The 26,097-nt window shown below is 61.2% G+C and carries 26 protein-coding genes, 1 tRNA gene and 1 pseudogene; 20 read left to right on the forward strand and 8 right to left on the reverse strand.

Annotated features, from left to right (window positions below; all coding sequences use genetic code 11):
* Positions 1-32 precede the first annotated feature (32 nt).
* The 10 genes and pseudogenes from OVA07_RS09630 (at position 33) to OVA07_RS09675 (ending at position 7,784) form a co-directional block, all read left to right on the forward strand.
* Positions 33-109 (forward strand) — tRNA-His (locus OVA07_RS09630).
* A 144-nt stretch (positions 110-253) separates the two neighbouring features.
* On the forward strand, positions 254-982 hold the full coding sequence (ccmC, locus tag OVA07_RS09635) for a heme ABC transporter permease CcmC (RefSeq protein ID WP_268172668.1): 729 nt from the start codon (positions 254-256) through the stop codon (positions 980-982).
* A gap of 15 nt (positions 983-997) precedes the next feature.
* Positions 998-1,138, forward strand: a complete 141-nt coding sequence (locus OVA07_RS09640) for a hypothetical protein (RefSeq protein WP_268171219.1) — start codon at positions 998-1,000, stop codon at positions 1,136-1,138.
* Complete coding sequence (ccmE, locus tag OVA07_RS09645; protein WP_268171220.1) at positions 1,135-1,602, forward strand: cytochrome c maturation protein CcmE; 468 nt, start codon at positions 1,135-1,137, stop codon at positions 1,600-1,602. Before OVA07_RS09640 ends, ccmE begins: the two co-directional genes overlap by 4 nt.
* A pseudogene (locus tag OVA07_RS09650) lies at positions 1,599-3,555 on the forward strand (heme lyase CcmF/NrfE family subunit). Before ccmE ends, OVA07_RS09650 begins: the two are co-directional and overlap by 4 nt.
* Complete coding sequence (locus OVA07_RS09655; protein ID WP_268171221.1) at positions 3,552-4,103, forward strand: DsbE family thiol:disulfide interchange protein; 552 nt, start codon at positions 3,552-3,554, stop codon at positions 4,101-4,103. Before OVA07_RS09650 ends, OVA07_RS09655 begins: the two are co-directional and overlap by 4 nt.
* A gap of 101 nt (positions 4,104-4,204) precedes the next feature.
* Positions 4,205-4,630 carry a cytochrome c-type biogenesis protein gene (locus OVA07_RS09660; protein WP_268171222.1) on the forward strand — a complete coding sequence of 142 codons (426 nt, stop codon included), beginning with the start codon at positions 4,205-4,207 and terminating at the stop codon, positions 4,628-4,630.
* Positions 4,627-5,346 carry a tetratricopeptide repeat protein gene (locus tag OVA07_RS09665; RefSeq protein ID WP_268171223.1) on the forward strand — a complete coding sequence of 240 codons (720 nt, stop codon included), beginning with the start codon at positions 4,627-4,629 and terminating at the stop codon, positions 5,344-5,346. The genes OVA07_RS09660 and OVA07_RS09665 overlap by 4 nt, the downstream gene beginning before the upstream one ends.
* A 165-nt stretch (positions 5,347-5,511) precedes the next feature.
* Positions 5,512-7,431: a potassium transporter Kup gene (locus OVA07_RS09670; RefSeq protein WP_268171224.1), complete on the forward strand. Its 1,920-nt coding sequence runs from the start codon at positions 5,512-5,514 to the stop codon at positions 7,429-7,431.
* Positions 7,431-7,784, forward strand: a complete 354-nt coding sequence (locus tag OVA07_RS09675; RefSeq protein WP_268171225.1) for a response regulator — start codon at positions 7,431-7,433, stop codon at positions 7,782-7,784. Before OVA07_RS09670 ends, OVA07_RS09675 begins: the two co-directional genes overlap by 1 nt.
* Positions 7,785-7,901: 117 nt before the next feature.
* Here the strand turns inward: OVA07_RS09675 and OVA07_RS09680 are convergent, their stop codons facing one another.
* The 7 genes from OVA07_RS09680 to OVA07_RS09710 form a co-directional block, all read right to left on the reverse strand.
* Complete coding sequence (locus OVA07_RS09680; RefSeq protein WP_268171226.1) at positions 7,902-8,228, reverse strand: hypothetical protein; 327 nt, start codon at positions 8,226-8,228, stop codon at positions 7,902-7,904.
* A gap of 179 nt (positions 8,229-8,407) precedes the next feature.
* Positions 8,408-8,980 carry a urate hydroxylase PuuD gene (locus OVA07_RS09685; RefSeq protein ID WP_268171227.1) on the reverse strand — a complete coding sequence of 191 codons (573 nt, stop codon included), beginning with the start codon at positions 8,978-8,980 and terminating at the stop codon, positions 8,408-8,410.
* Between the two features lie 260 nt (positions 8,981-9,240).
* Positions 9,241-9,912: an inner membrane-spanning protein YciB gene (locus OVA07_RS09690; RefSeq protein ID WP_268171228.1), complete on the reverse strand. Its 672-nt coding sequence runs from the start codon at positions 9,910-9,912 to the stop codon at positions 9,241-9,243.
* Positions 9,909-10,838, reverse strand: a complete 930-nt coding sequence (gene ftsY / locus OVA07_RS09695) for a signal recognition particle-docking protein FtsY (RefSeq protein ID WP_268171229.1) — start codon at positions 10,836-10,838, stop codon at positions 9,909-9,911. Before ftsY ends, OVA07_RS09690 begins: the two co-directional genes overlap by 4 nt.
* Entirely contained in the window at positions 10,835-12,031 is a 1,197-nt protein-coding gene (locus tag OVA07_RS09700) for a MiaB/RimO family radical SAM methylthiotransferase (protein ID WP_268171230.1), read from the reverse strand. Before OVA07_RS09700 ends, ftsY begins: the two co-directional genes overlap by 4 nt.
* Positions 12,028-12,837 (reverse strand): diaminopimelate epimerase, encoded by an 810-nt coding sequence (dapF, locus tag OVA07_RS09705; RefSeq protein ID WP_268171231.1) that lies wholly within the window; start codon positions 12,835-12,837, stop codon positions 12,028-12,030. The genes OVA07_RS09700 and dapF overlap by 4 nt, the downstream gene beginning before the upstream one ends.
* A 60-nt stretch (positions 12,838-12,897) precedes the next feature.
* Positions 12,898-14,595 (reverse strand): putative bifunctional diguanylate cyclase/phosphodiesterase, encoded by a 1,698-nt coding sequence (locus OVA07_RS09710; RefSeq protein WP_268171232.1) that lies wholly within the window; start codon positions 14,593-14,595, stop codon positions 12,898-12,900.
* A 338-nt stretch (positions 14,596-14,933) separates the two neighbouring features.
* Here OVA07_RS09710 and ffh point away from each other — a divergent pair, with 338 nt between their 5' ends.
* The 9 genes from ffh to OVA07_RS09755 all read left to right on the forward strand — a co-directional run bounded on the left by ffh (position 14,934) and on the right by OVA07_RS09755 (position 23,379).
* The gene (gene ffh / locus OVA07_RS09715) at positions 14,934-16,421 is read left to right on the forward strand and encodes a signal recognition particle protein (protein WP_268171233.1); all 1,488 of its coding nucleotides are present in this window, start codon (positions 14,934-14,936) and stop codon (positions 16,419-16,421) included.
* 45 nt (positions 16,422-16,466) lie between these two features.
* Positions 16,467-16,877 (forward strand): 30S ribosomal protein S16, encoded by a 411-nt coding sequence (gene rpsP / locus OVA07_RS09720; protein WP_268171234.1) that lies wholly within the window; start codon positions 16,467-16,469, stop codon positions 16,875-16,877.
* 2 nt (positions 16,878-16,879) lie between these two features.
* Complete coding sequence (gene rimM / locus OVA07_RS09725; RefSeq protein WP_442789638.1) at positions 16,880-17,380, forward strand: ribosome maturation factor RimM; 501 nt, start codon at positions 16,880-16,882, stop codon at positions 17,378-17,380.
* On the forward strand, positions 17,377-18,117 hold the full coding sequence (gene trmD, locus OVA07_RS09730; protein WP_268171235.1) for a tRNA (guanosine(37)-N1)-methyltransferase TrmD: 741 nt from the start codon (positions 17,377-17,379) through the stop codon (positions 18,115-18,117). Before rimM ends, trmD begins: the two co-directional genes overlap by 4 nt.
* Positions 18,118-18,120: 3 nt before the next feature.
* Complete coding sequence (rplS, locus tag OVA07_RS09735) at positions 18,121-18,489, forward strand: 50S ribosomal protein L19 (RefSeq protein WP_268171236.1); 369 nt, start codon at positions 18,121-18,123, stop codon at positions 18,487-18,489.
* Positions 18,490-18,660: 171 nt separating this feature from the next.
* Positions 18,661-20,919: a S9 family peptidase gene (locus tag OVA07_RS09740; RefSeq protein ID WP_268171237.1), complete on the forward strand. Its 2,259-nt coding sequence runs from the start codon at positions 18,661-18,663 to the stop codon at positions 20,917-20,919.
* 102 nt (positions 20,920-21,021) lie between these two features.
* Positions 21,022-22,047 (forward strand): aspartate-semialdehyde dehydrogenase, encoded by a 1,026-nt coding sequence (locus tag OVA07_RS09745; protein ID WP_268171238.1) that lies wholly within the window; start codon positions 21,022-21,024, stop codon positions 22,045-22,047.
* A gap of 7 nt (positions 22,048-22,054) precedes the next feature.
* Positions 22,055-22,810: an alpha/beta fold hydrolase gene (locus OVA07_RS09750; protein ID WP_268171239.1), complete on the forward strand. Its 756-nt coding sequence runs from the start codon at positions 22,055-22,057 to the stop codon at positions 22,808-22,810.
* Between the two features lie 35 nt (positions 22,811-22,845).
* Positions 22,846-23,379 carry a YbjN domain-containing protein gene (locus OVA07_RS09755; RefSeq protein ID WP_268171240.1) on the forward strand — a complete coding sequence of 178 codons (534 nt, stop codon included), beginning with the start codon at positions 22,846-22,848 and terminating at the stop codon, positions 23,377-23,379.
* 95 nt (positions 23,380-23,474) lie between these two features.
* Here the strand turns inward: OVA07_RS09755 and OVA07_RS09760 are convergent, their stop codons facing one another.
* Positions 23,475-24,917, reverse strand: a complete 1,443-nt coding sequence (locus OVA07_RS09760; RefSeq protein WP_442789639.1) for an AMP nucleosidase — start codon at positions 24,915-24,917, stop codon at positions 23,475-23,477.
* A gap of 130 nt (positions 24,918-25,047) precedes the next feature.
* Between OVA07_RS09760 and OVA07_RS09765 the strand changes: the two genes are divergently transcribed.
* A complete protein-coding gene (locus tag OVA07_RS09765; protein ID WP_268171241.1) occupies positions 25,048-26,049 on the forward strand; it encodes an amidohydrolase family protein in 1,002 nt (333 codons plus the stop codon).
* The last annotated feature ends 48 nt before the right edge of the window (positions 26,050-26,097 follow it).

A 26,097-nucleotide genomic window follows, 5' to 3' on the forward strand; every position in this document is an offset into this window, starting at 1 on the left:
CCGCGCAGCATGCATTGCTGCCGTCAAATGTGGCGACCGTAGCTCAGCTGGTTAGAGCGCCGGTTTGTGGTACCGGAGGTCGGGGGTTCGAACCCCCTCGGTCGCCCCATTTCTCCTTCAGGAACATCAATGTGGATATCGCCTTTTAAGGCGATCCCTTTGCATTGCCCTTGCTCCACCTGCCGCCAAGTGGCAGAGCGCAGGTGACCGGCGGCGGGGGTCGCCGGGAGAAGGAATCATGTTTCCCGCGCCCATGCACGGTTTTGCCAACCCCGCCCGTTTCCTGCGTCTTGCGCGCTGGCTCATGCCCCTGCTGCTGGCGTCGGGCCTGCTGCTGTCGTTGGGTGCGCTGCTTTACGGCATGATCGTGGTGCCGCCTGACCGCCTGATGGGCGAAACCGTGCGCATCATGTATATTCATGTGCCTGCCGCGTGGCTGGGCATGGCGGGCTGGTCCACCATCGCCATCGCCAGTCTTGTCGAACTGGTGTGGCGTCACCCGCTTGCGGCTATTGCCGGGCGCGCTGCGGCTGTTCCCGGTGCCACGTTCACCGCCATCTGCCTTGCCACCGGATCGATCTGGGCGCGTCCCACATGGGGAACATGGTGGGTGTGGGATGGCCGGTTGACCAGCTTTCTGGTCCTGCTGTTCCTTTATTTCGGCTACATCGCGCTGTCGGGCGCGGCCCAGCGCGACATGGCATCGGGCGGCGGCGGCAACCGCATTACCGCGATCTTCGGGCTGGTCGGTGCGATAAACATTCCTATCATCAACCGTTCGGTGGTGTGGTGGAACAGCCTGCATCAGCCACCGTCGATCACCATGGGCAAATCCGCCATCGATGGCACGTTCCTGTGGCCGCTGCTGATCGCCGCACTGGGTTTCAGCCTTGTTTTCGGCGGCGTCGTGCTGGCGCGGATGCGCGCCCTTCTGGCTGATATTCAGGCCGAAGCCCGCCTGCGTCGCAAGGCCATGGCATAAGAATACGGGAAGACGATGCGCGAAGGTCTGGAACAGTGGGATTACGTTGCCGCAGCGCTGGCCATCGGTGTGGCCGGAACGCTGCTGCTGATTGGCTGGGCGCTGTGGACGATGATCCGCGCCGAACGTCGCCGTGATAAGGTGAGAGGCAAGTGAACAGCAAGACAACCGGCGGCATCAAGCCCAAGCATCAGCGGCTGGTCCTGCTGGCCATCGCCCTTGCCGCGCTGATCGGGGCGGGGCTGCTTGCCGCTTATGCCCTGTCCAATCAGGCCAGCTATTTCTACGTGCCCGCCGATCTGGTGAAGGAACGCCCGGAACAGGGCCGCGCCATCCGCCTTGGTGGCATGGTCGAAAAAGGCTCGATCAAGACCCGCGCCGATGGGGTGACCATCGATTTCATCGTGGGCGATGGCAAGGCTCGCGTGCCTGTTCGCTACACTGGCATCACCCCTGATCTGTTTGTCGAAGGATCGGGCGTCGTTGCCGAAGGGCGAATGGAAGGGGAAACCTTCGTGGCCGATAACCTGCTGGCAAAGCACGATGAAAACTATGTTCCGCGGGAAATGAAGGACATGACTGAAGCACAGGCCAAGGCCGTGGTGGCGGAGACGAAATGATCGCCGAAATCGGCCTTGCCGTCCTGTGGATGGCAGCGGCGCTGGCCGCGCTGCAACTCTTCGCCGGTATCACCGCGCTGCGGCCAAAAGGTCAGGCCATGGCGGGCATGGTCCGCCCGCTTGCCATCGTGCAGGGCGTGCTGGTCGCGGTGTCGTTCCTTGCGCTGATCGATCTGTTTCTGGAAACCGACCTGTCGGTAAAGCTGGTGGCCGAAAACAGCCACTCGATGAAGCCGTTCATCTTCAAGCTGGCCGGAACATGGGGCAACCACGAAGGCTCGATGCTGCTGTGGGTCACGATCATGGCGGTATCGGGCGGCATTGTGGCTTTGGTAGAAAAGCGGCTGCGTGAAGACACGCTGATCGCCACCCTTGCCGGGCAAGCCTTTGTCAGCCTTGGCTTCTATGCCTTCCTGCTGCTGTCTTCCAATCCGTTTGAACGCCTGCCCGAACCTGCGCCCGATGGCGCGGGCCTGAACCCGCTTTTGCAGGATATCGGCCTCGCGTTCCACCCGCCCACGCTCTATGTCGGCTACGTTGGCCTTTCGGTGGCGTTCAGCTTTGCCATCGGCGCGCTGGTCACTCGCGATGTCGGCCCGGCCTTTGCCCGTGCGATGCGCCCTTGGGTGCTGGGGGCATGGATTTTCCTCACCATCGGTATCACCGCCGGTTCTTACTGGGCCTACTACACGCTTGGATGGGGCGGCTGGTGGTTCTGGGATCCTGTAGAAAACGCCTCGCTCATGCCGTGGCTGGCGGCCACCGCGCTGCTCCATTCGGCATCGGTTCTGGCCAGCCGTAACGCCTTGCGCGCGTGGACGGTCATGCTCGGCGTCATCGCCTTTTCCATGTCGATGATCGGCACGTTCCTCGTGCGGTCGGGCATTCTCACCTCGGTCCACGCCTTCGCGGTCGATCCTGAACGCGGCTCGTTCATCCTTGCGCTACTCGCCATCTACATCGGCGGTGCGCTCGCGCTGTTCGGCATCCGCGCCTCTACCGTGACCGAAGGCGAACGCTTCACCCTGTTCAGCCGCGAATCCAGTCTCGTGTTCAACAACGTGATGCTGTGCGGCACACTTGGCATCGTCCTGCTCGGCACGCTCTATCCGCTGCTGACCGAAGCGTTCGGGGCCAAGGTTTCGGTCGGCCCGCCCTATTTCAACCCGGTGTCGGCCATCTTCGTCATCCCGATGATGCTGGTCATGGGCGTCGGTCCGCTGCTGCGCTGGCGCAAGGACAAATCCGGGCCGGATTACGGGCAGCGTGGCAATTTCCGCACTGCTTACCGCGCTTGCCCTGCTGGCGGTGGTGGTATTCGCGCCCGGCATCCGCATCCTGCCCATGCTGGGCCTTGCGGTGGGCACAGGGCTGGCGGTGGCAAGCTGGCTGCCCTTGCGCGGTCGCAATCTGCGCCGCACCCCGCTGTCGGTATGGGGCATGGTCGTCGGCCATTTCGGCATTGCTGTCGCCTTGCTGGGTGCGGCCAGCGAAAGCGCATTTTCAACCGAACGCCTTGCCGCGATGAACGTGGGTGACACGCAGCAGGTTGGCCCGATAACGGTCAAGCTGGTGTCGATCGAACCCGTCGCCGGGCCAAATTGGACCGCGCTCGACGCCACAATCACCGCTGCTTACAAGGACGGCACCCCGGTCACCCTGCATCCGCAGGCCCGCACCTTCTCCTCGCCGCCGGGGGAGCGCACCGAATCTGCATTGCATACCCGCTGGAACGGCCAGCTTTACGCCGTGCTGGGCGATGAAGGCGACGATGGCCGCTGGCAGATGCGTTTCTGGTGGAAGCCGTTCGTGCCGCTATTGTGGCTGGGCGGGCTGCTGGTCGCATTTGGCGGTGTTCTGGCGCTGATCGGTCGCGTCGCGCAGGACATCAAGCGCCTGCGCGCCGAAGGCAAGATCGCCTATCGCAAGAACCGACAGGAGCAGATCAAGTGAGCGAGCCTGTGGCCAAACGCTCAGGGCTGGCCATCTGGCTGCCGCTTATCCTGTTCGGCGCGTTCTTCGCGCTGGTCATCTGGGGGCTTGTCCGCCCGGCAGACCGCGAAGTCGCCAGCGCCTTTATTGGCAAGCCGTTGCCGCAGTTCAATCTGCCTGCTGCTGTCGATGGCCGTCCCGGCCTGTCCACGGCGGATTTCCAGACCGGCAAGCCGCGCCTGCTCAACGTCTTTGCAAGCTGGTGCGTGCCCTGCGCCATCGAAGCGCCGCAGCTTGATGCCCTGGCAAGGCAGGGCGTTGAAATTCAAGGCGTCGCCATCCGCGATCGCACGGCTGATGTGGCGGGTTTCCTCGCTACGAACGGCAATCCGTTTACCCGCATTGGCAAGGACGATGTGTCCGAAGTTCAGCTTGGCATCGGCTCGTCCGGGGTGCCCGAAACTTTCGTGATCGATGGTAAGGGCGTGATCCGCTATCAGCATATCGGTGAAATCCGTGCCGAAGACGTGCCGTTGATTCTTGAAAAGCTGAAGGGGGCGGAATCGTGAAGCGCTTTTCGCGTTCAGCCTCGCGCGCTCTCCTGTGTCATTCCTGCGAAGACGGGAATCCAGTTCAGCGCCAACCTCGCCGGATTTCCGCACTTGCCGGAATGGCCCGGTCTTTGGCGCTGGTCATTGTGATGCTCTTCGCCGTGCCATTGTCCGCGCAGGACACCATGCCGCCTGCGCCTTATGCCTATCGCCAGCTTTCCGATCCGGCGCTGGAAGCCAAGGCGCAAGGGCTGATGGAAACGCTGCGCTGCCTGAAATGCCAAAGCCAGTCGATTGCCGATTCCGATGCGCCCATGGCGGGTGACATGCGCCATCAGGTGCGCACCCGCATTGCCGCCGGGGAACAGCCTGAGGCAATCCGCGCATGGCTGGTTGAACGCTATGGCGATTACGTCAGCTATGCACCGCAGAACAAACCGATCATGTGGCCGCTGTTCGCCGCGCCGCTGGTGATCCTGCTGCTGGCTGCCCTGCTGTTACGCGGGCGGTTCCGTCGCGGCGGCGCAAAGGAGACGGGCGAATGACCTGGGTTTTCGTTCTTCTCATCGCCGCCGTCGTGTTCGGCCTGATGGCGTTCGTGCTGAAAATGCCGCGCGCGGGGTGGGAGCTTTCGGGCGCCGCACTACTCGTCGGAATTGCCGGTTATGCCCTGCAAGGCTCGCCTGCCATGCCCGGCGCGCCCAAGGCGCCGGTTGAAAACAAGCAGGCTGCTGACGAAGCGCTTATCAAGCAGCGGCAGCAGATGGGGGATGGCTTCGCGCAGGGACAAAGCTGGCTGATCCTTGCCGATGGCCTGGCCCGTCAGGGCCAATATGGCGCTGCTGCCGAAGTGCTGCGCAAAGGCACACAGCAGTTTCCGAACGATGCCGACGTGTGGGTGTCGCTCGGCAATGCGCTGGTCGGGCATAGCGACGGGCTGATAACGCCCGCCGCGCAGTTCGCCTTCCAGAAGGCGGCAAAGATCGCGCCCGATCATCCCGGCCCGCCATTCTTCATGGGGCTGGCGCTGGCACAGTCGGGCCGTCTGCCCGATGCCCGCGCGATCTGGGCCGAATTGCTCGCTCGCTCGCCTGCCGACGCGCCCTATCGTGTCGATCTGGAAGAGCGAATCCAGCGGATTGATTCGATGCTGGCAATGGTTTCAGGTGGAACGGCAGGCGGTACGGCGGGCGCACCTGTGTCGGTTCCTTCACCAGGTGCGACGCCTGCTGCCATATCTTCAGCTCAACCATCTGAATAAATGCGGTAAATTTTGCGTCATTGTGTCTTGATAGGTCATTCGTTTCGGTCATATTGATGACCTCTGCGGCCCATTGCGGGGGCATAGGGGCAGTGCTAAAGCGCCGCGCCGCTCCCGTCGTTCCGGCGGAAGCGCGCAAGGCCACAGGCCGGGGGCACCGCTGCCATGAATGATGCCGAGTTTAAGGCCGAACACTTGACCGGGCATGGGGATTCCCATGGTCACGGCCATACGCAAGGTTCCCTCGTAAAGTTGGCGGTTGGGGCCATCGGCGTCGTCTTTGGCGATATCGGCACCAGCCCGCTTTACGCCCTGCGCGATACGTTCGCCGGGCATCACCCGCTCCCGCTCGATCTACTGCACATCTATGGCATCATCAGCCTGATGTTCTGGTCGATGATGATTATCGTGACGCTCAAATATGTCTCGGTCATCATGCGGGCCGATAACAAGGGTGAAGGCGGCAGTCTGGCCCTGCTGGCGCTGATTAACCAGCACACCGATGGCAAGCGCTGGGGCCGGGGCATCATCCTGCTGGGCGTGTTTGCTACCGCGCTGTTCTATGGCGATTCCATGATTACGCCCGCCGTGTCGGTCATGGGCGCGATCGAAGGCCTGGCGGTTTACGAACCCAGCATGCAGCGCCTGATCGTGCCGCTGGTGGTCGGCATCCTGATCGGTCTCTTCATGATTCAGAGCCGCGGCACCGAAAAGGTGGCCACGTTCTTCGGCCCGATCATGCTGCTCTATTTCGCCACCATCGCAGTCCTGGGCACGCTCAGCATCCTGCAATACCCCGGCGTGATCGCCGCGCTCAGCCCGCATTATGCGGTCGGCATGTTCATGGCCGATCCGTTTCGCGGTTTCCTCGCCATGGGGGCCGCCGTGCTGGCGGTGACCGGGGCCGAAGCGCTCTATGCCGACATGGGCCATTTCGGTCGTAATCCCATCCGCGTGTCGTGGCTGGCGTTCGTCCTGCCCGCGCTGGTGCTCAATTATCTGGGGCAGGCCTCGCTGCTGATCCGCGATCCGGCGGCGCTTGCCAGCCCGTTCTATTTCCTCGCGCCCGAATGGTTCCAGTGGCCCTTGCTGTTCATTGCTTCCAGCGCGGCGGTAATCGCCTCGCAGGCGGTCATTTCCGGCGCGTTCTCGGTTACGCAGCAGGCCATCCAGCTTGGCTTCATCCCGCGCATGACCATCAAGCACACCTCCACCGCGGCGGGCCAGATCTATATCCCGGTCATCAACTGGGCGCTGATGATCGCGGTCATCCTGCTGGTGCTGATGTTCCAGCGCTCGTCCAACCTCACTGCCGCCTATGGTATCGCGGTGACCGGTGCGATGCTGATCGACAACTTCCTGCTGGCGGTGGTCCTGTTCAAACTGTGGCACTGGAAGGCGCCTGCCGCCATTGCCATGCTCGCGATGTTCTTCGCACTCGATGGCGCATACCTCGGCGCCAACCTGACCAAAATTCCTGACGGCGGGTGGGTGCCGCTGGTCATGGGCATCGCCATCTTCACGCTGCTGACCACATGGTCGCGCGGGCGTGCCCTGATGCGCGCCAACATGGCCGAAGGTTCCATTCCGCTCGACGTGTTCGCCAAATCTGCGCATTCCAGCGCGGCGCGCGTGCCCGGTACGGCCATCTTCATGGCCTCTACCGCCGCCGGTGTGCCGTCAGCACTGCTGCACAATATCAAGCACAACAAGGTGCTGCACGAACGGGTGGTGATCCTCACCGTGTCGATCGAGGATGTGCCCTATGTCGATGCGGGCGAACGCTCGTCGGTCAAGGATTACGGCAACGGCTTCTATCGCCTCACCCTGCGCTTCGGTTTCCTTGAAGAGACGGACGTGCCCGCTGCGCTCGACGGCATCAATATGTGCGGCGAACCGTTCAACATGATGAAGACCAGCTTCTTCCTGTCGCGCCAGACGCTGATCGCGTCTGACAAGCCGGGCATGGCCTTGTGGCGTGAAAAGCTGTTTGCATGGATGTTGCGCAATGCCGCCAGCGCCATGGAATTCTTCCGTCTGCCTACCAACCGCGTGGTTGAACTTGGTAGCCAGTTGAAAATCTGATGGTCCTTGCAGGCAAACGTATCCTCGTGATCGAGGATGAATTTCTCGTCGCCGCCATGCTATGCGATTTCATCGAGGATGAAGGCGCACTTCCCGTTGGTCCGTTTGGCCGTGTCGATGAAGGGTTGGCCGCGATTGCCGAAGGCTGCTTCGACGCTGCGGTGCTTGACTGGAACCTTGCGGGCGATCCCAGCGTGCCACTCGCCCATGCTCTTGCAGAAATGAGCGTGCCGTTCGTCATCGCCACGGGCTATGGTCAGGTCGAAGAACCCTTCGACGACCGGCCCTTGCTGGCCAAACCTTATGCGGCGGATGATGTGATTGCCGCATTGAAGCGCATTTTCGGCGCGTAGAGGCCTGATAATTCACCGTTCGCATCGAGTGAAGCAGACACCAAAAGTATCGGCAAAATCCCACAAAAAAGCGGCCCCAAGCATCGCTGGGGGCCGCCTCTTTCATGACAGTCGCGCTTAGTCGCGCTTGGCTTCTGCCACAGATTCGTTGTGCAGGCTGGCTTCGGCTTCTGCTGCGTCCTGCTTCACACCGGCGGCAGCTTTCTTGGCGCTGGCGGCGGCCTTGTCGCCCAGCTCATCGGTGGCTGCGGCGGCATCGTCCACGGCCTTTGCAGCCTTGTCACCCAGTTCGTCGGTGGCAGCAGCGGCCTTGTCAGCGGCATTGGCAACGTCGTTGCCGGCCGATTCAGCGGTGTTCTCCGCCGCATCCTGCGTCTTTTCCGAACAGGCCGAAAGCGTCAGAGCGGTTGCCGCAGCGGCGGCGAAAAGGCTGATCTTGCGCATGTGGTGGGTTTCTCCCCTTCGTTGGATGCCCGCACCCCGGCCTTTGGCCATGGACGGGTTGGATAAGCAACGCACCAAACCCGATTGTTTTCCCGCGAAATACAAATCGGGCGCGGCACTTGTAAAAATGCCGCGCCCGCTTTTTGTCTTAACCTTGGTGTATCAAGCTTGCTGAACGATCAGCCCAGATTTGCGCTGACCATGGCATAAAGCATCGGCAGCGACAGCAGCGTGTTGGTGCGGCTGGCAATCAGCGCGCGCGGAGCCGCAGCAGCCTTTTCTTCAGCCGATGCTTCCACGATACCCAGAATCTTCTTCTGCGCGGGCCAGATGATGAACCACACGTTGAACGCCATAATCAGCGCCAGCCACATGCCAAGGCCGATCAGGTTCACGTTGCCTTCGCCGGTAAAGGTCATGGCTGCGTGGGCATAACCCGACACCACGGCAATGCCCAGACCGGTCAGCACCGTCAGCAGTGCGCCATAGCGGAAGAAGAAGAACACCTTGGGGGCGATATGACCGGTGATCGCGCCCTTCTGTTCAGCCGGGATCGCAGGCATCGTCGGCACCTGCACAAAGTTCAGGTAATACAGCAGTCCAATCCATACGATGCCAAAGAAGATGTGCAGCCAGCGCAGCACCGAATTTGCATCGACCGGAGCCGAAGCACCGAACGAGAACATCACCGCAATCGCCGCGACAAGCCCGATCACAAGCACAAGATGAAGATTACCGAAGAGCTTGGCCATATCCGAATTCCCCCTATTTTTCGTCGTCATTCACGCAAGAGCAGCCAATCCAAGCCCCCGCGCGTTGCGCCCGCATATTAGGTGCCGATGCGCAAATGTCACACGAATTTGCGGGGTAAGGCACCAACCTCTTCGTCATTCCCGCGCATGCGGGAATCCAGCGACAAACAAGGTCATTGCTTCGCGACGGCTTTTCAGCCGCCTAGCTTATCACCCGTGCAGGAATGACGAAGGGCAGGTCGCTTCCAGACCATCACACCTCAATCGTGCGGCGGGTTTTGTTCCACTTCAGTCTCGGCTTCCGCGCCGAGCCCATGACGCATCAGCATCGGGATTTGCGCAAACGTGAACAGGAACGACAGCGTGGTCACGCCCCACAGCTTGGCCTGCAACCAGATTTCGAAATTGCCATTTGCCACGTTGAAGAAATAGCGCAGCACTTCGTTCAGCGCGGCAAGGAACAGGAAAAAGAACGCCCAGTTGCGCGACAGCTTGATCCAGCCGTCATTGTCCAGTCCGTCAAACGCGGCTTCCAGCAGGGTGCGCAGCATGGGCTTGCCCTTTGCCAGCCCGGCAAACAGCACCAGCGCAAACAGGAGATAGATCGCGGTCGGCTTTACCTGAATCCAGAACGGATCGCCCAGCAGCACGGTCAGCGTGCCAAAGCCAAGGATCAGCACGGTGGACAGCCACAGCATGGGCGAAACCTTGCCCAGCCGCCATTTTGACACGATCAGGGCAATCACCGTGGCCGCCATGAAGGTGATCGTGCCCTTGGTCACCGCCACCACTTCGGCAAGGCCCGCTTCGGTGCCTGCGGGTTTGAAGTGGCGATAGGCGAGGAAGAACACCAGCAGCGGACCGTAATCGATCAGCAGGTTTACCCATGATGATTTGGGCTTCGCTTGTGGCTGGGTGTCCTGCGCGCTCACCGGAACACTCCTGCAATCACCTTGGCCACAAGATCGGGATCGAACGGGCGCAGGTCGTCAATCTTTTCGCCCACGCCAATGGCATGGATCGGCAGGCCATATTGCTGTGCGGCGGCCACCAGCACGCCGCCGCGCGCGGTGCCGTCCAGCTTGGTCATGATCAGCCCGCTCACGCCTGCCACTTCCTTGAAGATTTCGATCTGTTGCAGGGCATTCTGCCCGTTGGTGGCGTCCAGCACCAGCACCACGTCATGCGGCGCTTCCGGGTTCAGGCGGCCCAGCACGCGGCGCACTTTGGCCAGTTCGTCCATCAGTTCGCGCTTGTTGTGCAACCGGCCCGCCGTATCCACGATCAGCGTGTCGATCCCGCTGTCGGTCGCCGCTTTCACCGCGTCGAACACGATCGATGCCGGATCGCCGCCTTCCGGTCCGATGACGATGGGCACGCCCAGCCGGTCGGCCCACACTTTCAACTGGCCGATAGCGGCGGCGCGGAAGGTATCGCCCGCGGCCAGCATTACGCTGTAATCCTGTTCCTGAAACAGATGGGCCAGCTTGGCGATGGTGGTGGTCTTGCCCGATCCGTTCACGCCAATCACCAGGATCACCTGCGGGCGCGGAAAGGCGACGATTTCCAGCGGCTTGGCCACCGGGCGCAGGATTGCGGCAATTTCGTCCGCCACGGCATTTTTCAGCGCGGCTTCGTCAACGCCATCTTCGAACCGGGCGTCCTTCAACCGCTCACGAATGCGGGCGGCGGCGCGCGGGCCAAGGTCGGACAGGATCAGCGCGTCCTCGATATCGTCAAGCTGCGCATCGGTCAGCCGTGTGGCGCCGCCCACGATGCCGCCCAGATTGTCCGCCAGCCGTTCGGTGGTCTTGCGAAAGCCGCCAAGCAGGCGGTCGGACCAGCTTTCGCTGCTCATTCCAGTATTCCTTCGATGATCCGTGTCGGTGTGCAGGTCACAAGCTGGCCAGGTGGCGTCCCTTGCGGCACACGATAGGTCGCAAAGTGTGCCGCATGGCCGGTTCCGTCCCGCTCGGCAAGCACTTGGGCAGGTTTGCCGACAAGACTCCGCAACCAGTGGTCACGTTCCTGCGCCACCACCGCCCGCAGTTCAGCGGCGCGTTCGCGCACCAGTAGCGGGGCCACCTGCGGCATCCGCGCTGCCGGAGTGCCGGGGCGGGGCGAATAGGGAAAGATGTGGCCGTGGACCACGCTGCATTCGCGCACGATGGACAGGTTGTTCGCGTGCATTTCCTCGGTTTCGGTGGGAAAACCGGCGATCAGGTCGGCACCGATGGCAATGTCCGGGCGGGCGGCTTTCAGGCGCTGCGCCAGTTTGATGGCGTCCCGGCGCGAATGGCGGCGCTTCATCCGCTTCAGGATCATGTCATCGCCCGATTGCAGCGACAAATGGACATGCGGCATCACGCGGGGATGGGTGGTAATCAGGTCGAACAGCAGTGGATCGATCTCCACCCCGTCAAGCGACGACAGGCGCAAGCGGGGAAGATCGGGGAAGGCGTCAAGGATTGCCAGTACCAGATCGCCAAGGCGTTGGCCCGTGGTCAGTTCGGTGCCCCACGATGTCACGTCAACGCCGGTCAGCACCACTTCATGTATGCTTAGGTGTCGTTCAGGTATGGTTCGAGTAATCGCCGAATTTACTGCCTGAAGCACGTCAACTATCGGTAAGGAAACGCTTTTTCCGCGCCCCTGCGGGATGATGCAGAAAGTGCAGGCATGATCGCACCCAGTCTGCACCGGCACGAAAGCACGGGTATGATGCGCCGATGGGGAAGGGGCAGGCGCGGCCACCGCACCCCAGCTTTCCGGGGCCAGCTTGGCCGGGTTCAGGACCACGGCGTCCACCTCGGCCATGCCGGAAAATGCTTGTTCTTCAATGGTTGCAGCGCACCCTGTGACGACCAGACGGGCATCGGGATGCTCTCGCCGCAGCCGCCGCACCGCCCGGCGCGATTGCCGCACTGCCTCAGCCGTCACCGCGCAGGAATTGACCACCACCGTCGGCGGTCCATCCGCCAGAAACCCCCGGATCGCCTCACTTTCAGCGATGTTCAGGCGGCACCCAAGCGAGACGATTTCAACGCTCATGCGGGGAAATCTGCGTCCTCGAACGACCCCTCAAAACTCAACGTCGCCGGGCCGGTCATCACGATTGCGCCATTTTCGGGCCAGCCGATGGTCAGCGGACCACCGGGCAGATCAACCCGCACTTCGCGGCCTGTCAACTTGCGCCGCATGGCCGCAACCGCCGTGGCGCAGGCTCCGGTGCCGCAGGCGCGGGTCAGGCCGGCACCGCGTTCCCATACCCTCAGGCGGATATGGTCAGGGCCGACGATGCTGGCGACGTTGACGTTGATTCGTTGAGGAAAAAGCGGATCGTTTTCAATCTGCGGGCCAAGCCGGGCAAGGTCTACCGCGTCGCAATCGGGCACGAAGAAGATGACGTGAGGATTGCCGACATTGACCCCGACAGGGTTTTCCAACTCTTCCCAGCCGACCGGCATGTCCAGCGTATCCATCGCATAAGACAGGGGAATTTCGTCCCAGGTAAAGCGTGGGAGCCCCATGTCGACGGCAATGCCGTTATCGCCCGCGGTGGAATGGATCAGTCCGCCCGCCGTCTCGATCGCGCGGGTGCCGCCCAGCAGCAGCCCCACCGCACGACTGGCGTTGCCGCAAGCGCCCACTTCGCCGCCATCGGGATTGAAGATTCGCATCCGCACGTCTGCCACAGCGGACGGTTCCAGAACGATCAACTGATCGCAGCCGATTCCGGTATGTCGATCCGCCAAAGCAGCAGCGCGCGCCGAGGACATGGTGACCGGAGCGTCGCGGCTATCGATAACGACGAAATCGTTACCGAGGCCGTGCATCTTGCGAAAGGGAATGCGCATGGCGCGCGACTTAGGGATTCTGGCGCTTCATGGCAATGATGCGCCGGTCAACTTTGCGGCTTATCCCGCTGCAGAGCGGCGTTCATCGCCGGGGGCGTCTTCTCCCGGCTGGGGGTGAACGCTCTTTTCATGGCCCTGCAGCAAGTTGCCTTCGGCCAGCATGGCTCGGACGGCAGTGGCATCGGTCGGCTTTCCGTACAGGAAGCCCTGACCCTTGAACGAGCCATATTTGCGCAGTTCGGCAAGGACTTCAGCGGATTCGATACCTTCGGCGGTGATCGGTAGGTCCATACCGCGTCCCAGCGAGGAAATGGCTTCGATGATCGTCGCGCTTTCCTTGGTCTTGCCAAGGCACGAGACGAAAGAGCGGTCGATCTTGATCTGGTCGAAGGGCAGGGTGCGCAACTGGGCAAGGCTGGAATAGCCGGTGCCGAAATCATCCAGACTGATGCGGATGCCCTGATTCTTGAGGCTGGTAATCAGCGTGCGGACCACGCCAACATTTTCGTGCAGACAGGTCTCGGTGATTTCAATGTCAAGCCGATGCGGCGGAAAATTGGCCTCTACCAGTAGCTTGAGCAGCTTTTGCGCAAACCATGGATCGCGTAGTTGCATGGGAGAAATGTTGACCGAAAGTGTCAGGCGGGCATCCCAGTCGCGGGCATCGCGCAGCGCCTGACGGATCAGCGATTCCGAAAGGTCTGAAATCAGGCCAATTTCTTCGGCAATGGGGATGAACAGTTCGGGCGAGAGGACGCCATGGCGCGGGCTGTGCCAGCGGGCCAGCATTTCAAAGCCGGTCAATTCACCCGTGTCGGTGTTCACCTGCTTTTCGTAATAGGGCACAAATTCGCCGCGCGGGATGCCGTCGCGAATGCCACGTTCCAGTTCGCTGCGGAAACGCAGTTCGCTTTCCATATCAGGTTCGAACCAGTTGTAGCGGTTCTTGCCTGACTTTTTCGCCTGATACATCGCCAGATCGGCCCAGTGCAGCAAAGTCGTGGCCTGAACCACACCTTCGACCGGACGGTGCATTGACGTCGTGGCAAGGCCGATGGATGCAGTAACATCAAGCGAAAGACCGTCAAATTCGATGGGCCGGGCCACGGATTCGTTAATTCGCATGACCAGCCGGTCCATGCCTTCGACATGATCGGGGTCATAGATGGCGGCGCAGGCAAATTCATCGCCGCCCAGTCGCGCCATGATCGACCGATCCGGCAGCAGCGTGCGAACGCGCTGTGCGGTCTGGGCCAGAACCGCGTCACCCGCCTGATGGCCGTGAACGTCGTTCGAGCGCTTGAAATTGTCGAGGTCGATCATCATCACAACGACTTCATGCCCAGTCGTGGCGGCCGCGGTGACCAGTTCCTGCAATGCAGGGCCGATGCTGCGGCGATTGAGGCAACCTGTCAGCGGATCAGTGTGGGCCAGCTTGTGTGCCATTTCCTCGGCATCACGGCGCTGTCCGATTTCACGGGTAAGGTCGGCATAGCGGCGCCAGCCGAACAGCAGCAGCGCTATATTGAGCAGCAGTGCGGTGCCCAGCATGGGATCGTGCAGTCTGCGTCCGGTGGTTACAAGGTGCAGAAAGTCGCCGACGACGGTTGACCCGTTCGCGACGAACAGGAGGATGGAAGCGGTGACGATGCCCAGACCGACGATATCGCGGTCGGGCTTCCTGAGTTTGCCGATGATCCGGTCCGCCTGGTGATCTTGCGATCGTCCTGCTGGCTTCCCCGCTGGCTTCGTTGCCATACCCTGCCCTTGTATAACCCCTTGTCGGCAGGCATTCCGCCTTGCTGACGGCTGTATTAGGTAAGTCATCGTCCTGAAATTTTGGTTAAGATCATCTTTCCGTAGTCTGAGAATAAACCGAAATGGCGAGACTGCGCCGGACGGGTGAGGAGCGGCGCTTGCTTTCAGCCTGCATTGGGGATAAGGGCGCGACAGCAGAATGCCGCTGGCTGCCTGCAGATTCGACAACGGCCCCTGTTCAGGATGCCACACGCTGGTCGGCGAGGTTTCGCCCACCGGCGTTTTTCGCGTTACGCGAATGTGGCTTTCCATCAAGGGTATGATGATGGGAATTGCGCGTGTTCGATAGTCTGTCAGACCGGCTTGGAGGCGTATTTGACCGCCTGCGTGGCCGCGGCGCGCTGAAGGAGGAAGACGTCCTCGCCGCCATGCGCGAAGTGCGCATTGCACTGCTGGAAGCTGACGTCGCCCTGCCGGTTGTCCGCCGCTTTATCGATTCCGTTTCAGAACAGGCAGTTGGCCAGTCGGTGCTGCGTTCGGTCACGCCGGGCCAGCAGGTCGTCAAGATCGTCAATGACGCGCTGGTCGAAATGCTGGGCGGTGGCACCGCCGAACTGGACCTGAATGCCGCGCCGCCGGTGGTCATCATGATGGTCGGCTTGCAGGGGTCGGGCAAGACCACCAGCACCGCCAAGATTGCCCGGTTGCTGAAGGAAAAGCACGGCAAGAAGGTGCTGATGGCATCGCTGGACGTCAATCGTCCGGCGGCGCAGGAACAGCTGAAGGTTCTGGGTGACCAGGCGGGCGTTGCCACGCTGCCGATCATCGCCGGGCAGATGCCGGTGGATATCGCTACGCGCGCGGTGAATGCAGCAAAGCTGCAGGCCGTGGACGTGCTGATGCTCGATACGGCAGGCCGTCTGCACGTCGACGCCGCGCTGATGGACGAGATGAAGGCGGTTGCCGCTGTCTCGACGCCCAAGGAAACGCTGCTGGTCGTCGATTCGCTGACGGGGCAGGATGCGATCAACGTGGCGCAGTCCTTTGCTGGCGAAGTCGATCTGACCGGCGTGGTGCTGACCCGTATGGACGGCGATGCACGCGGCGGTGCGGCGCTTTCGATGCGCGCAGTTACGGGCAAGCCGATCAAGTTTGCGGGCACCGGCGAGAAGCTGGATGCGATCGAACCGTTCCATCCCGAACGTGTCGCAGGTCGCATTCTGGGCATGGGTGATATCGTCTCCATCGTCGAAAAGGCGGCGGCGACGATTCAGGCTGAAGATGCCGAAAAGCTGGCCGCGCGTATGGCAAAGGGTCAGTTCGACATGAACGACCTGCGCACGCAATTGCAGCAGATGCAGAACATGGGCGGCCTGGGCGTGCTGGCAGGCATGATGCCTGGCATGAAGAAGGCCAAGGCGGCGATGGCACAGTCCGGCATGGATGACCGCGTGCTGCTGCGCATGGATGCCATCATCGGGTCGATGACCGTGGCGGAACGTGCGCGCCCCGAACTGCTGAATGCCAAGCGCAAGATCCGTGTGGCCAAGGGGTCTGGCACGCAAGTGCAGGACGTCAACAAGCTTCTGAAAATGCACATGGAAATGGCCAAGGCCATGAAGCAGATCAAGAAGATGGGCGGCCTCAAGGGCCTTGGTGCGCTGTTCGGCAAGGGCGGGCTTGATGCTGCCATGCCGGGCCTGGACCAGCAGATGGGGCCGGGCGGCCTTGGTGGCGCACTCGGCGGTGGCATGGGCAAGGGATTGCCCGGTCTGGGTTCGGGCGGGTTGCCGTCGAATTTGGGCGACCTGCTCAAAAAGCGTTGATTTTTCCGATTTCAAGTTTTCAAAATTTATCTGAAAGGTAGTTAAATGTCTGTTTCTCTTCGTCTTTCGCGCGGTGGTTCGAAGAAGCGTCCGTATTACAAGATCGTCGTCGCCAACAGCCGCGCGCCGCGCGATGGCAAGTATCTGGAACAGGTCGGCACCTACAATCCGATCCTCGCCAAGGACGACGAAAACCGCGTGCGTTTCGTAGAAGACCGCGTGCGTTACTGGATCGGCGTTGGCGCCCAGCCGACCGACCGCGTTGCCCGCATGCTTGACAAGGCTGGCATCAAGGAACGCGCTGCCACCAACAACCCGCAGAAGGCAGAACCTGGCAAGAAGGCCAAGGAACGCGCTGAAGAAAAGGCTGAAAAGGCCCGTGAAGCTGCGGAAGCTGCTGCTGCTGCATCGGCAGCTCCGGCTGAAGCTGCTGCTGAAGAACAGACGGAAGCCTGATCTTGCGCGACCGGCCTGTCACTCTCGCCGCTGTAACTGGCGCTCATGGAGTGACGGGCGAGGTCCGCCTGAAGCTGTTTGGTGAAGGCGTGGTGGCGTTGAAGCGCTACCGTGCCTTCACCATATCCGGCAGCGCTTCTACCCTGACGGTGGAAAAGCTGAAGGACGACGGCAAGGGCGGGGCAATTGCCCGATTTGCCGAAGTGGCGGATCGCACGGCGGCGGAAAAGCTGCGCGGTTCTGCGCTGACGGTGCCGCGTTCTTCGCTGCCCGAACTGCCGGATGGCGAATATTACTATGCCGATCTGATCGGTCTGCCTGCGGTTTCGACCGAAGGTGACGCCTTGGGCGAATGCATCGCCGTGGAGAATTTCGGGGCGGGCGATCTGCTGGAAATCCGCAAGGCTGATGGCAAGCGCTTCATGGTGCCGATGAAAGCGCAAGCGGTGCCTGAGTGGGACGACGAGCGGATTGTGATCGAAGCGGTTTACGCCGATCAATGACGTTCGCCGCGACTGTCCTGACCCTTTACCCTGAAATGTTTCCGGGGCCGCTGGGTGTAAGCCTTGCGGGCCGCGCGATGCGTGAGGGGACGTGGGCGATGGACGCGGTGCAAATCCGCGACTTCGCTGCCGACAAGCACAAGACCGTTGACGACACACCGGCAGGTGGCGGGGCGGGCATGGTGCTGCGGGTCGATGTGCTGGCCAAGGCCATCGACCATGCGCGGGCAAACCATCCGGGATGCCCGGTGATCGCCATGACGCCGCGCGGCAAACCGCTGTCGCAGGAACGGGTGCGCAAACTGGCCGACGGTCCCGGCGTGATCGTGCTGTGCGGCCGGTTTGAAGGTTTTGACGAGCGGATTTTCGAAGGCCGCGAGGTCGAGGAAGTCTCGGTTGGCGATATCGTGCTTTCGGGCGGCGAATGTGCCGCGCTGATGCTGCTGGACGCTTGCATTCGCTTGCTTCCCGGCGTAATGGGCGCGGCTTCTAGCGGGCATGAGGAGTCGTTCGAGAACGGTCTTCTTGAATACCCGCATTATACCCGACCCCAGGAATGGGAAGGGCGATTGATCCCTGAAGTGCTGCGATCGGGGGATCATGGTAAAATCGCGGAGTGGCGGAAACGTCGCTCGGAAGGCGATACACGGCTACGCAGGCCGGACCTTTGGGAGCGTCACACCGGCGTTCGGGTCCAGTCTGCCTCTGGTGCGCGGCACGAAGTGCAGGACGATTGAAAAATGAACCTGATTCAGCAGCTTGAAGCTGAAGCTATCGCCGATTTCAAGGCGAAGAAGGAAATTCCGGACTTCCGTGCGGGCGATACCGTGCGCGTCGGCGTGCGCGTTGTTGAAGGCGAGCGCACCCGCGTTCAGGCCTACGAAGGCGTGTGCATCGCGCGTTCGAACCGTGGCCTCGGCTCGAACTTCACCGTGCGCAAGATCTCGTTCGGCGAAGGCGTGGAACGTGTGTTCCCGCTTTACTCGCCCAACATCGATTCGATTACCGTGGTTCGCCGTGGTGTCGTGCGTCGTGCGAAGCTTTACTACCTTCGTGGCCGCACCGGTAAATCGGCGCGTATTGCTGAACGCAAGGTCACCAAGGCCTGAGCAGGGCGGGCGCATAGCCCAACGCCGAACACAAGTTCAAAAGGCGTCCTGGCTCACCGGCCAGGGCGCCTTTTCTGCTTTCAAACGCAACCAAATCGGGCCACGAAGGCGCATTGCAAACGCCCCCGGACTATCCCTGATACGGGCCGGGACCAGAGGATACCGTTTTCCATGCGCCACTTCCGCCTGCTAGCTGCCTGCGCGCTGTCTTCGCTTGCCATTGCGCCGCTGGCCCATGCTCAACAAGGGCAACAGATGACCGCCACTGCTGCTGCGCCCCAATCCCTGACGTTCGAGCGCGTGTTCGCCAGCCCCGGCCTCAACGGCCCGGCACCGCGCGCGGTGAAGCTGTCGCCCGATGGCCGTTACCTGACGCTGCTGCGCAACCGTGCCGATGACCGTGAGCGCTATGACCTGTGGGGTTTTGACCGGCAGAGCGGTGAATGGAAGATGTTGGTGGATTCGCTCAAGCTCTCGTCCGGGCGCGAGCTTTCCGAAGCGGAGAAGATGCAGCGCGAACGGCAACGCATTGGCGATCTGAAGGGCATTGTGTCCTACGAATGGGCCGCCGACGGCAAGGCCGTGCTGGTGCCAGTGGATGGCGAACTGTTCCTTGCAGGCCTTGATGGTTCGGTGCGCAAGATTGATGGCACCAAGGGCGGCGAACTGACGCCCAAGCTGGGACCGAAGGGGCAGCACATTGCCTATGTCCGCGACCGTCGGCTGTGGGCAGGGCCGGTAACCGGGGCTGCCGCGCAGGCGATCACGCCTGAAGAAGCCAGTGCCAATGTCCACTGGGGCGAGGCGGAGTTCGTGGCGCAGGAAGAAATGGCGCGCTTCAACGGCTTCTGGTGGTCGCCCGATGAAAGCCGCATCGCGGTGGAGCGCTTTGACGAAAGCATGGTCGGCGTTGTGACGCGCACGGCCATCGGCGCGGAAGACACCAAGACCTATGACCAGCGTTATCCGGCGGCGGGCACGCCCAACGCCGAAGTCGCGCTTTATATCATGGCACCAGACGGTTCGGGTCGGGTGCAGGTTGACCTTGGCGCGGACAAGGACATCTATCTGGCCCGTGTCGACTGGGCACCCGATGGCAAGACGCTGTATGTGCAGCGGATGAATCGTGAGCAGACCGTGCTCGACATGCTGAAGGTCGATCCGGCCACCGGCAAGTCTGCTGTGCTGTTCAGCGAAAAGGCCGCGGCAAAGCACTGGATCGATCTGTCGGACAGCTATCGCTTCCTGTCGGACGGCAGCCTTGTGTGGTGGTCGCAGCGCGACGGGTTCGGCCATCTTTACCGGTTCAAGAGCGGCAAGTGGAGCCAGTTGACCAAGGGTGAATGGGTTGTCACCGGGCTGGTCGGCGTGGATGAAAAGGGCGGCAAGCTCTATCTTACGGCGACCAAGGACGATGTGCTTGCACCGCAGGTCTATGCCATGGACCTGAACGCGCCGGGCAAGCTGTCGCGGTTGACCGAAGCGGGCTGGGTGAACAGCGCATCGATGGACAAGAGCGGGCAGACGCTGATGATCTCGCGGTCGTCCGATGCGCAGCCTTCGCAATCCTATATCGCGGACACCAGCGGCAAGCGGCTGGCGTGGATCGAGGAGAACAAGGTGGCAGGGGCGCACCCTTATGCGCCTTATCTTGCCAGCCACCGCCCGGCACAGTTCGGCACGATCCCGGCGGCGGATGGCACGCCGCTGCACTACATGATGATTACGCCGCCGCTGGAGGCCGGAAAGAAGTATCCCGTGTTCACCTACCACTACGGCGGGCCGACCGCGCAGGTGGTGACCAAGGGCTTTCAGGGCGCGCTGGCGCAGGCTATCGTCGACAAAGGCTATATCTATTTCGCCATCGACAATCGCGGGTCGGAAAACCGGGGCGTGAAGTTTGCGTCCGCGCTGCATCACGCGATGGGTTCGGTTGAGGTGGAAGACCAGCTTGCGGGCGCAAACTGGTTGAAGAAGCAGGCGTTTGTGGATGCCGACAAGATCAGCACGTTCGGCTGGTCCTATGGCGGATACATGTCGATCAAGATGCTGGAAGCCGATCCGGGGGCCTATGCGGCGGGCATTGCCGTGGCACCGGTGACCAAGTGGCAGCTTTACGACACCACTTATACCGAACGCTATCTGGGTGATCCGGGCAAGCTGCCGCAGGTCTATGAAAAGGCCAATGCGCTGGCCGATACCAAGAAGATCAGCGATCCACTTTTGATTATCCACGGCATGGCCGACGATAACGTGGTGTTCGAGAATGCTTCGGCCATCATCGCCAAGTTGCAGGGCGAGGCGGTGCCGTTCGAGATGATGCTTTACCCCGGTTACACCCACCGTATCAGCGGGCCAAAGGTGAGCCAGCACTTGTATGAGACGATTTTCCGCTTTCTTGACCGTAATGGAGCAGGCAGCGGGCAATAGCCGCAGTTTTGGGGCCGAAAGGCCAAAATGCTTGGCTGGTCGGAACCAGCCGCTAAGGACGGCCCGTCTGCATGGTGGGCGGGCCGCAGGAAGGGAAGTAAGATGGGTTACCGGGTTGTAGTGGTCGGCGCGACGGGGAATGTGGGCCGCGAAATGCTCAACATTCTGGCCGAGCGCGAGTTTCCCTGCGACGAAATCGCGGCGGTCGCTTCGTCGCGTTCGCAGGGTACCGAGATCGATTTCGGCGAAACCGGCAAGAAGCTGAAGGTGAAGAACATCGAGCATTTCGACTTCACCGGATGGGACATTGCCCTGTTTGCCGCAGGGTCCGAACCGACCAAGATTTACGCGCCCAAGGCTGCTGCTGCTGGCTGCGTGGTGATCGACAATTCGTCGCTTTACCGCATGGACCCGGACGTGCCGCTGATCGTGCCTGAAGTGAACCCGGAAGCCATCGACGGCTACACCAAGAAGAACATCATCGCGAATCCCAACTGCTCGACCGCGCAGATGGTCGTTGCGCTGAAGCCGCTGCATGACGCTGCCAAGATCAAGCGCGTGGTCGTGGCCACCTACCAGTCGGTTTCCGGTGCGGGCAAGGAAGGCATGGACGAGCTGTTCGAACAGAGCCGCGCGATCTTTGTTGGCGATCAGGTCGAGCCGAAGAAGTTCACCAAGCAGATCGCGTTCAACGTGATCCCACACATTGACGTTTTCCTGGACGATGGTTCGACCAAGGAAGAATGGAAGATGGTGGCTGAAACCAAGAAGATCCTTGATCCCAAGGTCAAGATCGTGGCTACCTGCGTGCGCGTGCCGGTGTTCATCGGCCATTCCGAAGCGCTGAATATCGAGTTCGAGAACGAAATCTCGGCCGAAGAAGCGCAGAACATTCTGCGTGAAGCGCCCGGCGTGATGCTGATCGACAAGCGCGAGAACGGTGGATACGTGACGCCGGTGGAGTGCGTGGGTGACTACGCCACCTTCATCAGCCGCGTGCGTGAAGATTCGACTGTCGATAACGGCCTTTCGCTGTGGTGCGTTTCGGACAACCTGCGCAAGGGCGCGGCGCTGAACGCCGTGCAGATTGCCGAACTGCTGGGCCGTCGCCACCTGAAGAAGGGCTGAGCCTGACATGACAGAAGCATCACTTGAGTTCTTCCCTGGCTTCGACGGTGCGCCATTGGCGCTGCACCGGATGGGGCAGGGAAGGCCGGTGGTGCTTCTGCATGGCCTGTTTTCATCGGCACAGGTCAACTGGATCAAGTTTGGAACGGCGGCAAAGCTGGCCGCGGCGGGTTTTGAATGCCTGATGCCGGATCTGCGCGTGCATGGGCAAAGCGCGGCCCCGCACGATCCGGCTTCCTATCCGCAGGATGTACTGGTGCGCGATCTTGAAGCTCTTGTCGCGCATATGGGGCTGACCGATTTCGATCTTGTCGGCTTTTCGCTGGGATCACGCACATCGGCGCGGGCAGTGATTGCAGGTTTACACCCGCGTCGGCTGGTGCTGGGCGGGATGGGGCTTGAAGGCCTTGCCGGATGGGCGCGGCGACAGGACTTCTTTGTTGATGTGATTGACCGTTTCGGCACGATACGCCCCGGCGATCCGGCCTATGTTTCGCAGCAGTTTTTGAAGACGATGGGCGTTGACCGCGATGCTGCGCGTCTGCTGCTGGGGACAATGGCCGATACCGATCCGACAGAGTTGACTGCGATCACCATGCCAACGCTGGTGCTGTGCGGCGATAAGGACGACGACAACGGATCGGCCAAGCGACTGGTAGATGTCTTGCCCGATGCCAGCTTGGCGCTAATTCCCGGCACGCATATGAGCAGCGTGACTGTGCCCGAAATGGGCATGGAAATCGTGACGTTTCTGTCTCAATAAAGTCTGCCGCGCCCCCTTGCAGCGGGCGCTGGTTCATGTCAGCTTCAAGACACAACGAATGGGCCGAAAAGAGCCTTTCTGGGATTGAAGATGCCATGATTTACAGGAAGCTGCTTGCCATTGCGGTGGCGGGTCTTCTGGTCCCCGCAAGCGCACAAGCGACCACCGTTTCCGCGGTGCGTCCTGATGGTGTTGCCGAAGCGCTGACCAATTTGGGTTACAAGGCGGAACTGGCCAAGGATGCCAATGGCGACCCGCTGATTAATGCGGATATCGGCGGCTGGCAGGCCGCGCTGATGTTTTACGAATGCAGCGAAAAGACCCACGATGGTTGTCAGTCGTTGCAGTTCGTAGCCAATTTTACACCTGAAAAGAAGTTTGGCGCCGAAGAAGCGGTGCGTTTCATGCGTAACACCCGCTTTGCTTCGGTTTCGGTGGACAAGGATCAGTCAGTGACGATGACCTGGGATGTGGTGACCGGCAAGGGCATCGATCTTGAGGTGTTTTCCAACGGGGTCGACATGTTCCGCAGCGCGATGGACACGTTGGGAACCGAAGTTTTCAAATAGGATTTAGCAGTATTCTCGCGAGCGAGCGGGGATGGACGCAACTGGGCAATCCGAACGCGGGGCTAGCCGCGCCGGATTGCCTTTTTATTTGGCGATCAGCGGAACGGCGGTTCGTTGAACGCGCGCAATTTGCGGCTGTGCAGGCGAGGGCCTTCCTTGCGCAGCAAGTCGCAGGCCGTTGTGCCGATGGCGAGGTGGGCTGCGATGGCTTCTTCGTAAAAGCGGTTGGCCTGTCCCGGCAGCTTGATTTCGCCGTGCAGCGGCTTGTCCGATACGCAGAGCAAAGTGCCGTAAGGCACGCGGAAGCGGTAGCCCTGAGCGGCGATGGTCGCGCTTTCCATGTCGATGCCGACTGCGCGGGATAGCGACAGACGGCGGGCAGAGTGGGTGTAGCGCAGTTCCCAGTTGCGATCATCTGTTGTGACGATGGTGCCGGTGCGCATGCGCTTTTTCAGATCGGTGCCGCCTTCGCCCGATACCATTTCTGCCGCGCGTTGCAGCGCCACCTGCACTTCGGCGATGGCGGGAATAGGGATTTCGGGCGGTAGGACGGGATCGAGAACGTGATCGTCGCGCAGATAGGCGTGGGCCAGCACATAATCACCAATCTTCTGTGTGGGGCGCAGGCCACCACAGTGGCCGATCATCAGCCATGCTTCGGGGCGCAGGACGGCCAGATGGTCGCAGATGGTCTTGGCGTTGGAAGGGCCGACGCCGATGTTGACCAGCGTGATGCCCGATTTGTCCGGTGCAATCAGATGGTAGGCTGGCATCTGGTGGCGCCGCCATGCGGTGTCTGACAGGCGGGCGCGGGCATCGTCAGTGCGCGCATCAAGGCTGAGGCCGCCTGCGCCGGTAAGCGCGATGTAATTCGTACTGTCAATCTGCCTGGCCGCCCAGTCAACGAATTCATCGACATAGCGATGGTAGTTGGTGAACAGGATATAGCGCTGGAAATCCTCGGTGCTGGTGCCGGTGTAGTGGGCAAGGCGGGCAAGGCTGAAATCGGTGCGCAGGCCGTCGAACAGCGATAGCGGGAAAGGGCCATCGCCAATCAGGTATTCGCCATCGGCAATCTCGTCACCGATATGGGCAAGGTCGGTGGTGGGGAAGTGCTGTGCCAGTTCTGACGGGCTGACGCTGCCGATCTGCGCGCCATAGGCGCCGTCGAGAACATAGGGGAAAGGCATTTCCTGCCGCGACGGCGCAACTTCTATGCTCACGTCGAAACCCTGACGGATCAGGTCGATCTGTTCGGCCAGATAGTCGGCAAACAGGGCAGGCCGGGTGACGGTGCAGGCGTAGTCGCCACGCTGGGTCAGGCGGCCAAAGGCGCGGCCAGTGGATTCGTGGCGGGATTCTCCATCGAAGCGGATGCGCAGTTCCGGGTAACAATAGCTGCCATCATGCCGTCGTTCGGGCGGGGGTAGGGTGCCGTGGTTGGCATAATCCGCGATATCGGCCCTGAGGCGGGCGACGGCGGAATCGTAAAGCTGATTGAGGCGGGTAAGGATCGTTTCAGTTGTTTCCATCTTCACGAATGTAATGCGCGTTGTGGTCTGTGCAAAGACACCCCGAAATGTTCGCGGTGCGGATGGCGGAAAAGAGGTGACGAAGCGCCGTTAAATCAGCATGATAACGCTGTCAGAAACTGCTGAGAGGATATCGATGATGGTGCGTGGGGTGAAGCTGTCGGTTGCCGTGATGGCGCTGGCTTATGGATCGGTGGCGCAGGCCCAGAATACGACGGCGGACGTGGCGCCGATTATCGATGTGCACATGCACGCCATGGCCGATGCGCCTTGGGCCACGCCCGTTTGTCCCAACCAGACGCGGTTCGAAGCGTCGGACCCCAAGAATGGACCGGAAGCGCCCTTTGGCTGGTCGAGTGAAGAATGCTCGCCCAAACTCTATCCTGCGCCCAAGGGTGAATACATGAAGATGGTGCTGGCCGAGATGGACCGGCTGAACGTGCGTGGCGTCGTGTTCGGCAAGCCTGATGATGTGAAGAAGTGGCAGGCGGCATCGCCCGCACGGGTCATCCCCGGCACGGCATTTGGGGCGGTTGCCACCAGCGATTCGGCCAAGGAACTGAAGATGCTGGAAGTCGCCTTCACCAAGGACGGCTTCAAGGTGATGGGCGAGATTGGCCTGCAATACGAAGGTATTTCGCCATCGGACATGCGTGTCGACCAGTATTTCGCCTTGGCTGAAAAGCTGGACATTCCGGTGGCGATCCACATGGGCACGGGTGGCTCAGGCCGGGCCAACGTGGCCATGCCCAGCTATCGTGGGTCAAAGGGTGATCCTTTGTTGCTGGAAGAACTGCTGGCCCGCCATCCGAAGCTGCGGGTGCAAGTGATGCATGCCGGTTACCCGATGATCGACAACATGCTGACGCTGCTTCAGGCCAATAGCCATGTTTACGTGGATATTGCGGGCCTGATCTGGAGCTATCCGCGTAAGGATGTGAACCGCTATATCGAGCGGATGGTCGATGCCGGGTTCGGCGACCGGGTGATGTATGGCACCGACCAGCTCGCCTGGCCTGGCCTGATGGCCTATTCTATCGGCCTGATCCAGAACGCCGATTACCTGAGCGCGGACCAGAAGCGCGACATTCTGTACAACAACGCCGCGCGTTTCCTGCGGCTTGAACCGGCGAAGTAACACCGCAACGAAAAAGGGGCGCCCGGAAGGACGCCCCTTGATCTTTTA

Source organism: Novosphingobium sp. SL115 (assembly GCF_026672515.1).
Lineage (GTDB): Bacteria > Pseudomonadota > Alphaproteobacteria > Sphingomonadales > Sphingomonadaceae > Novosphingobium.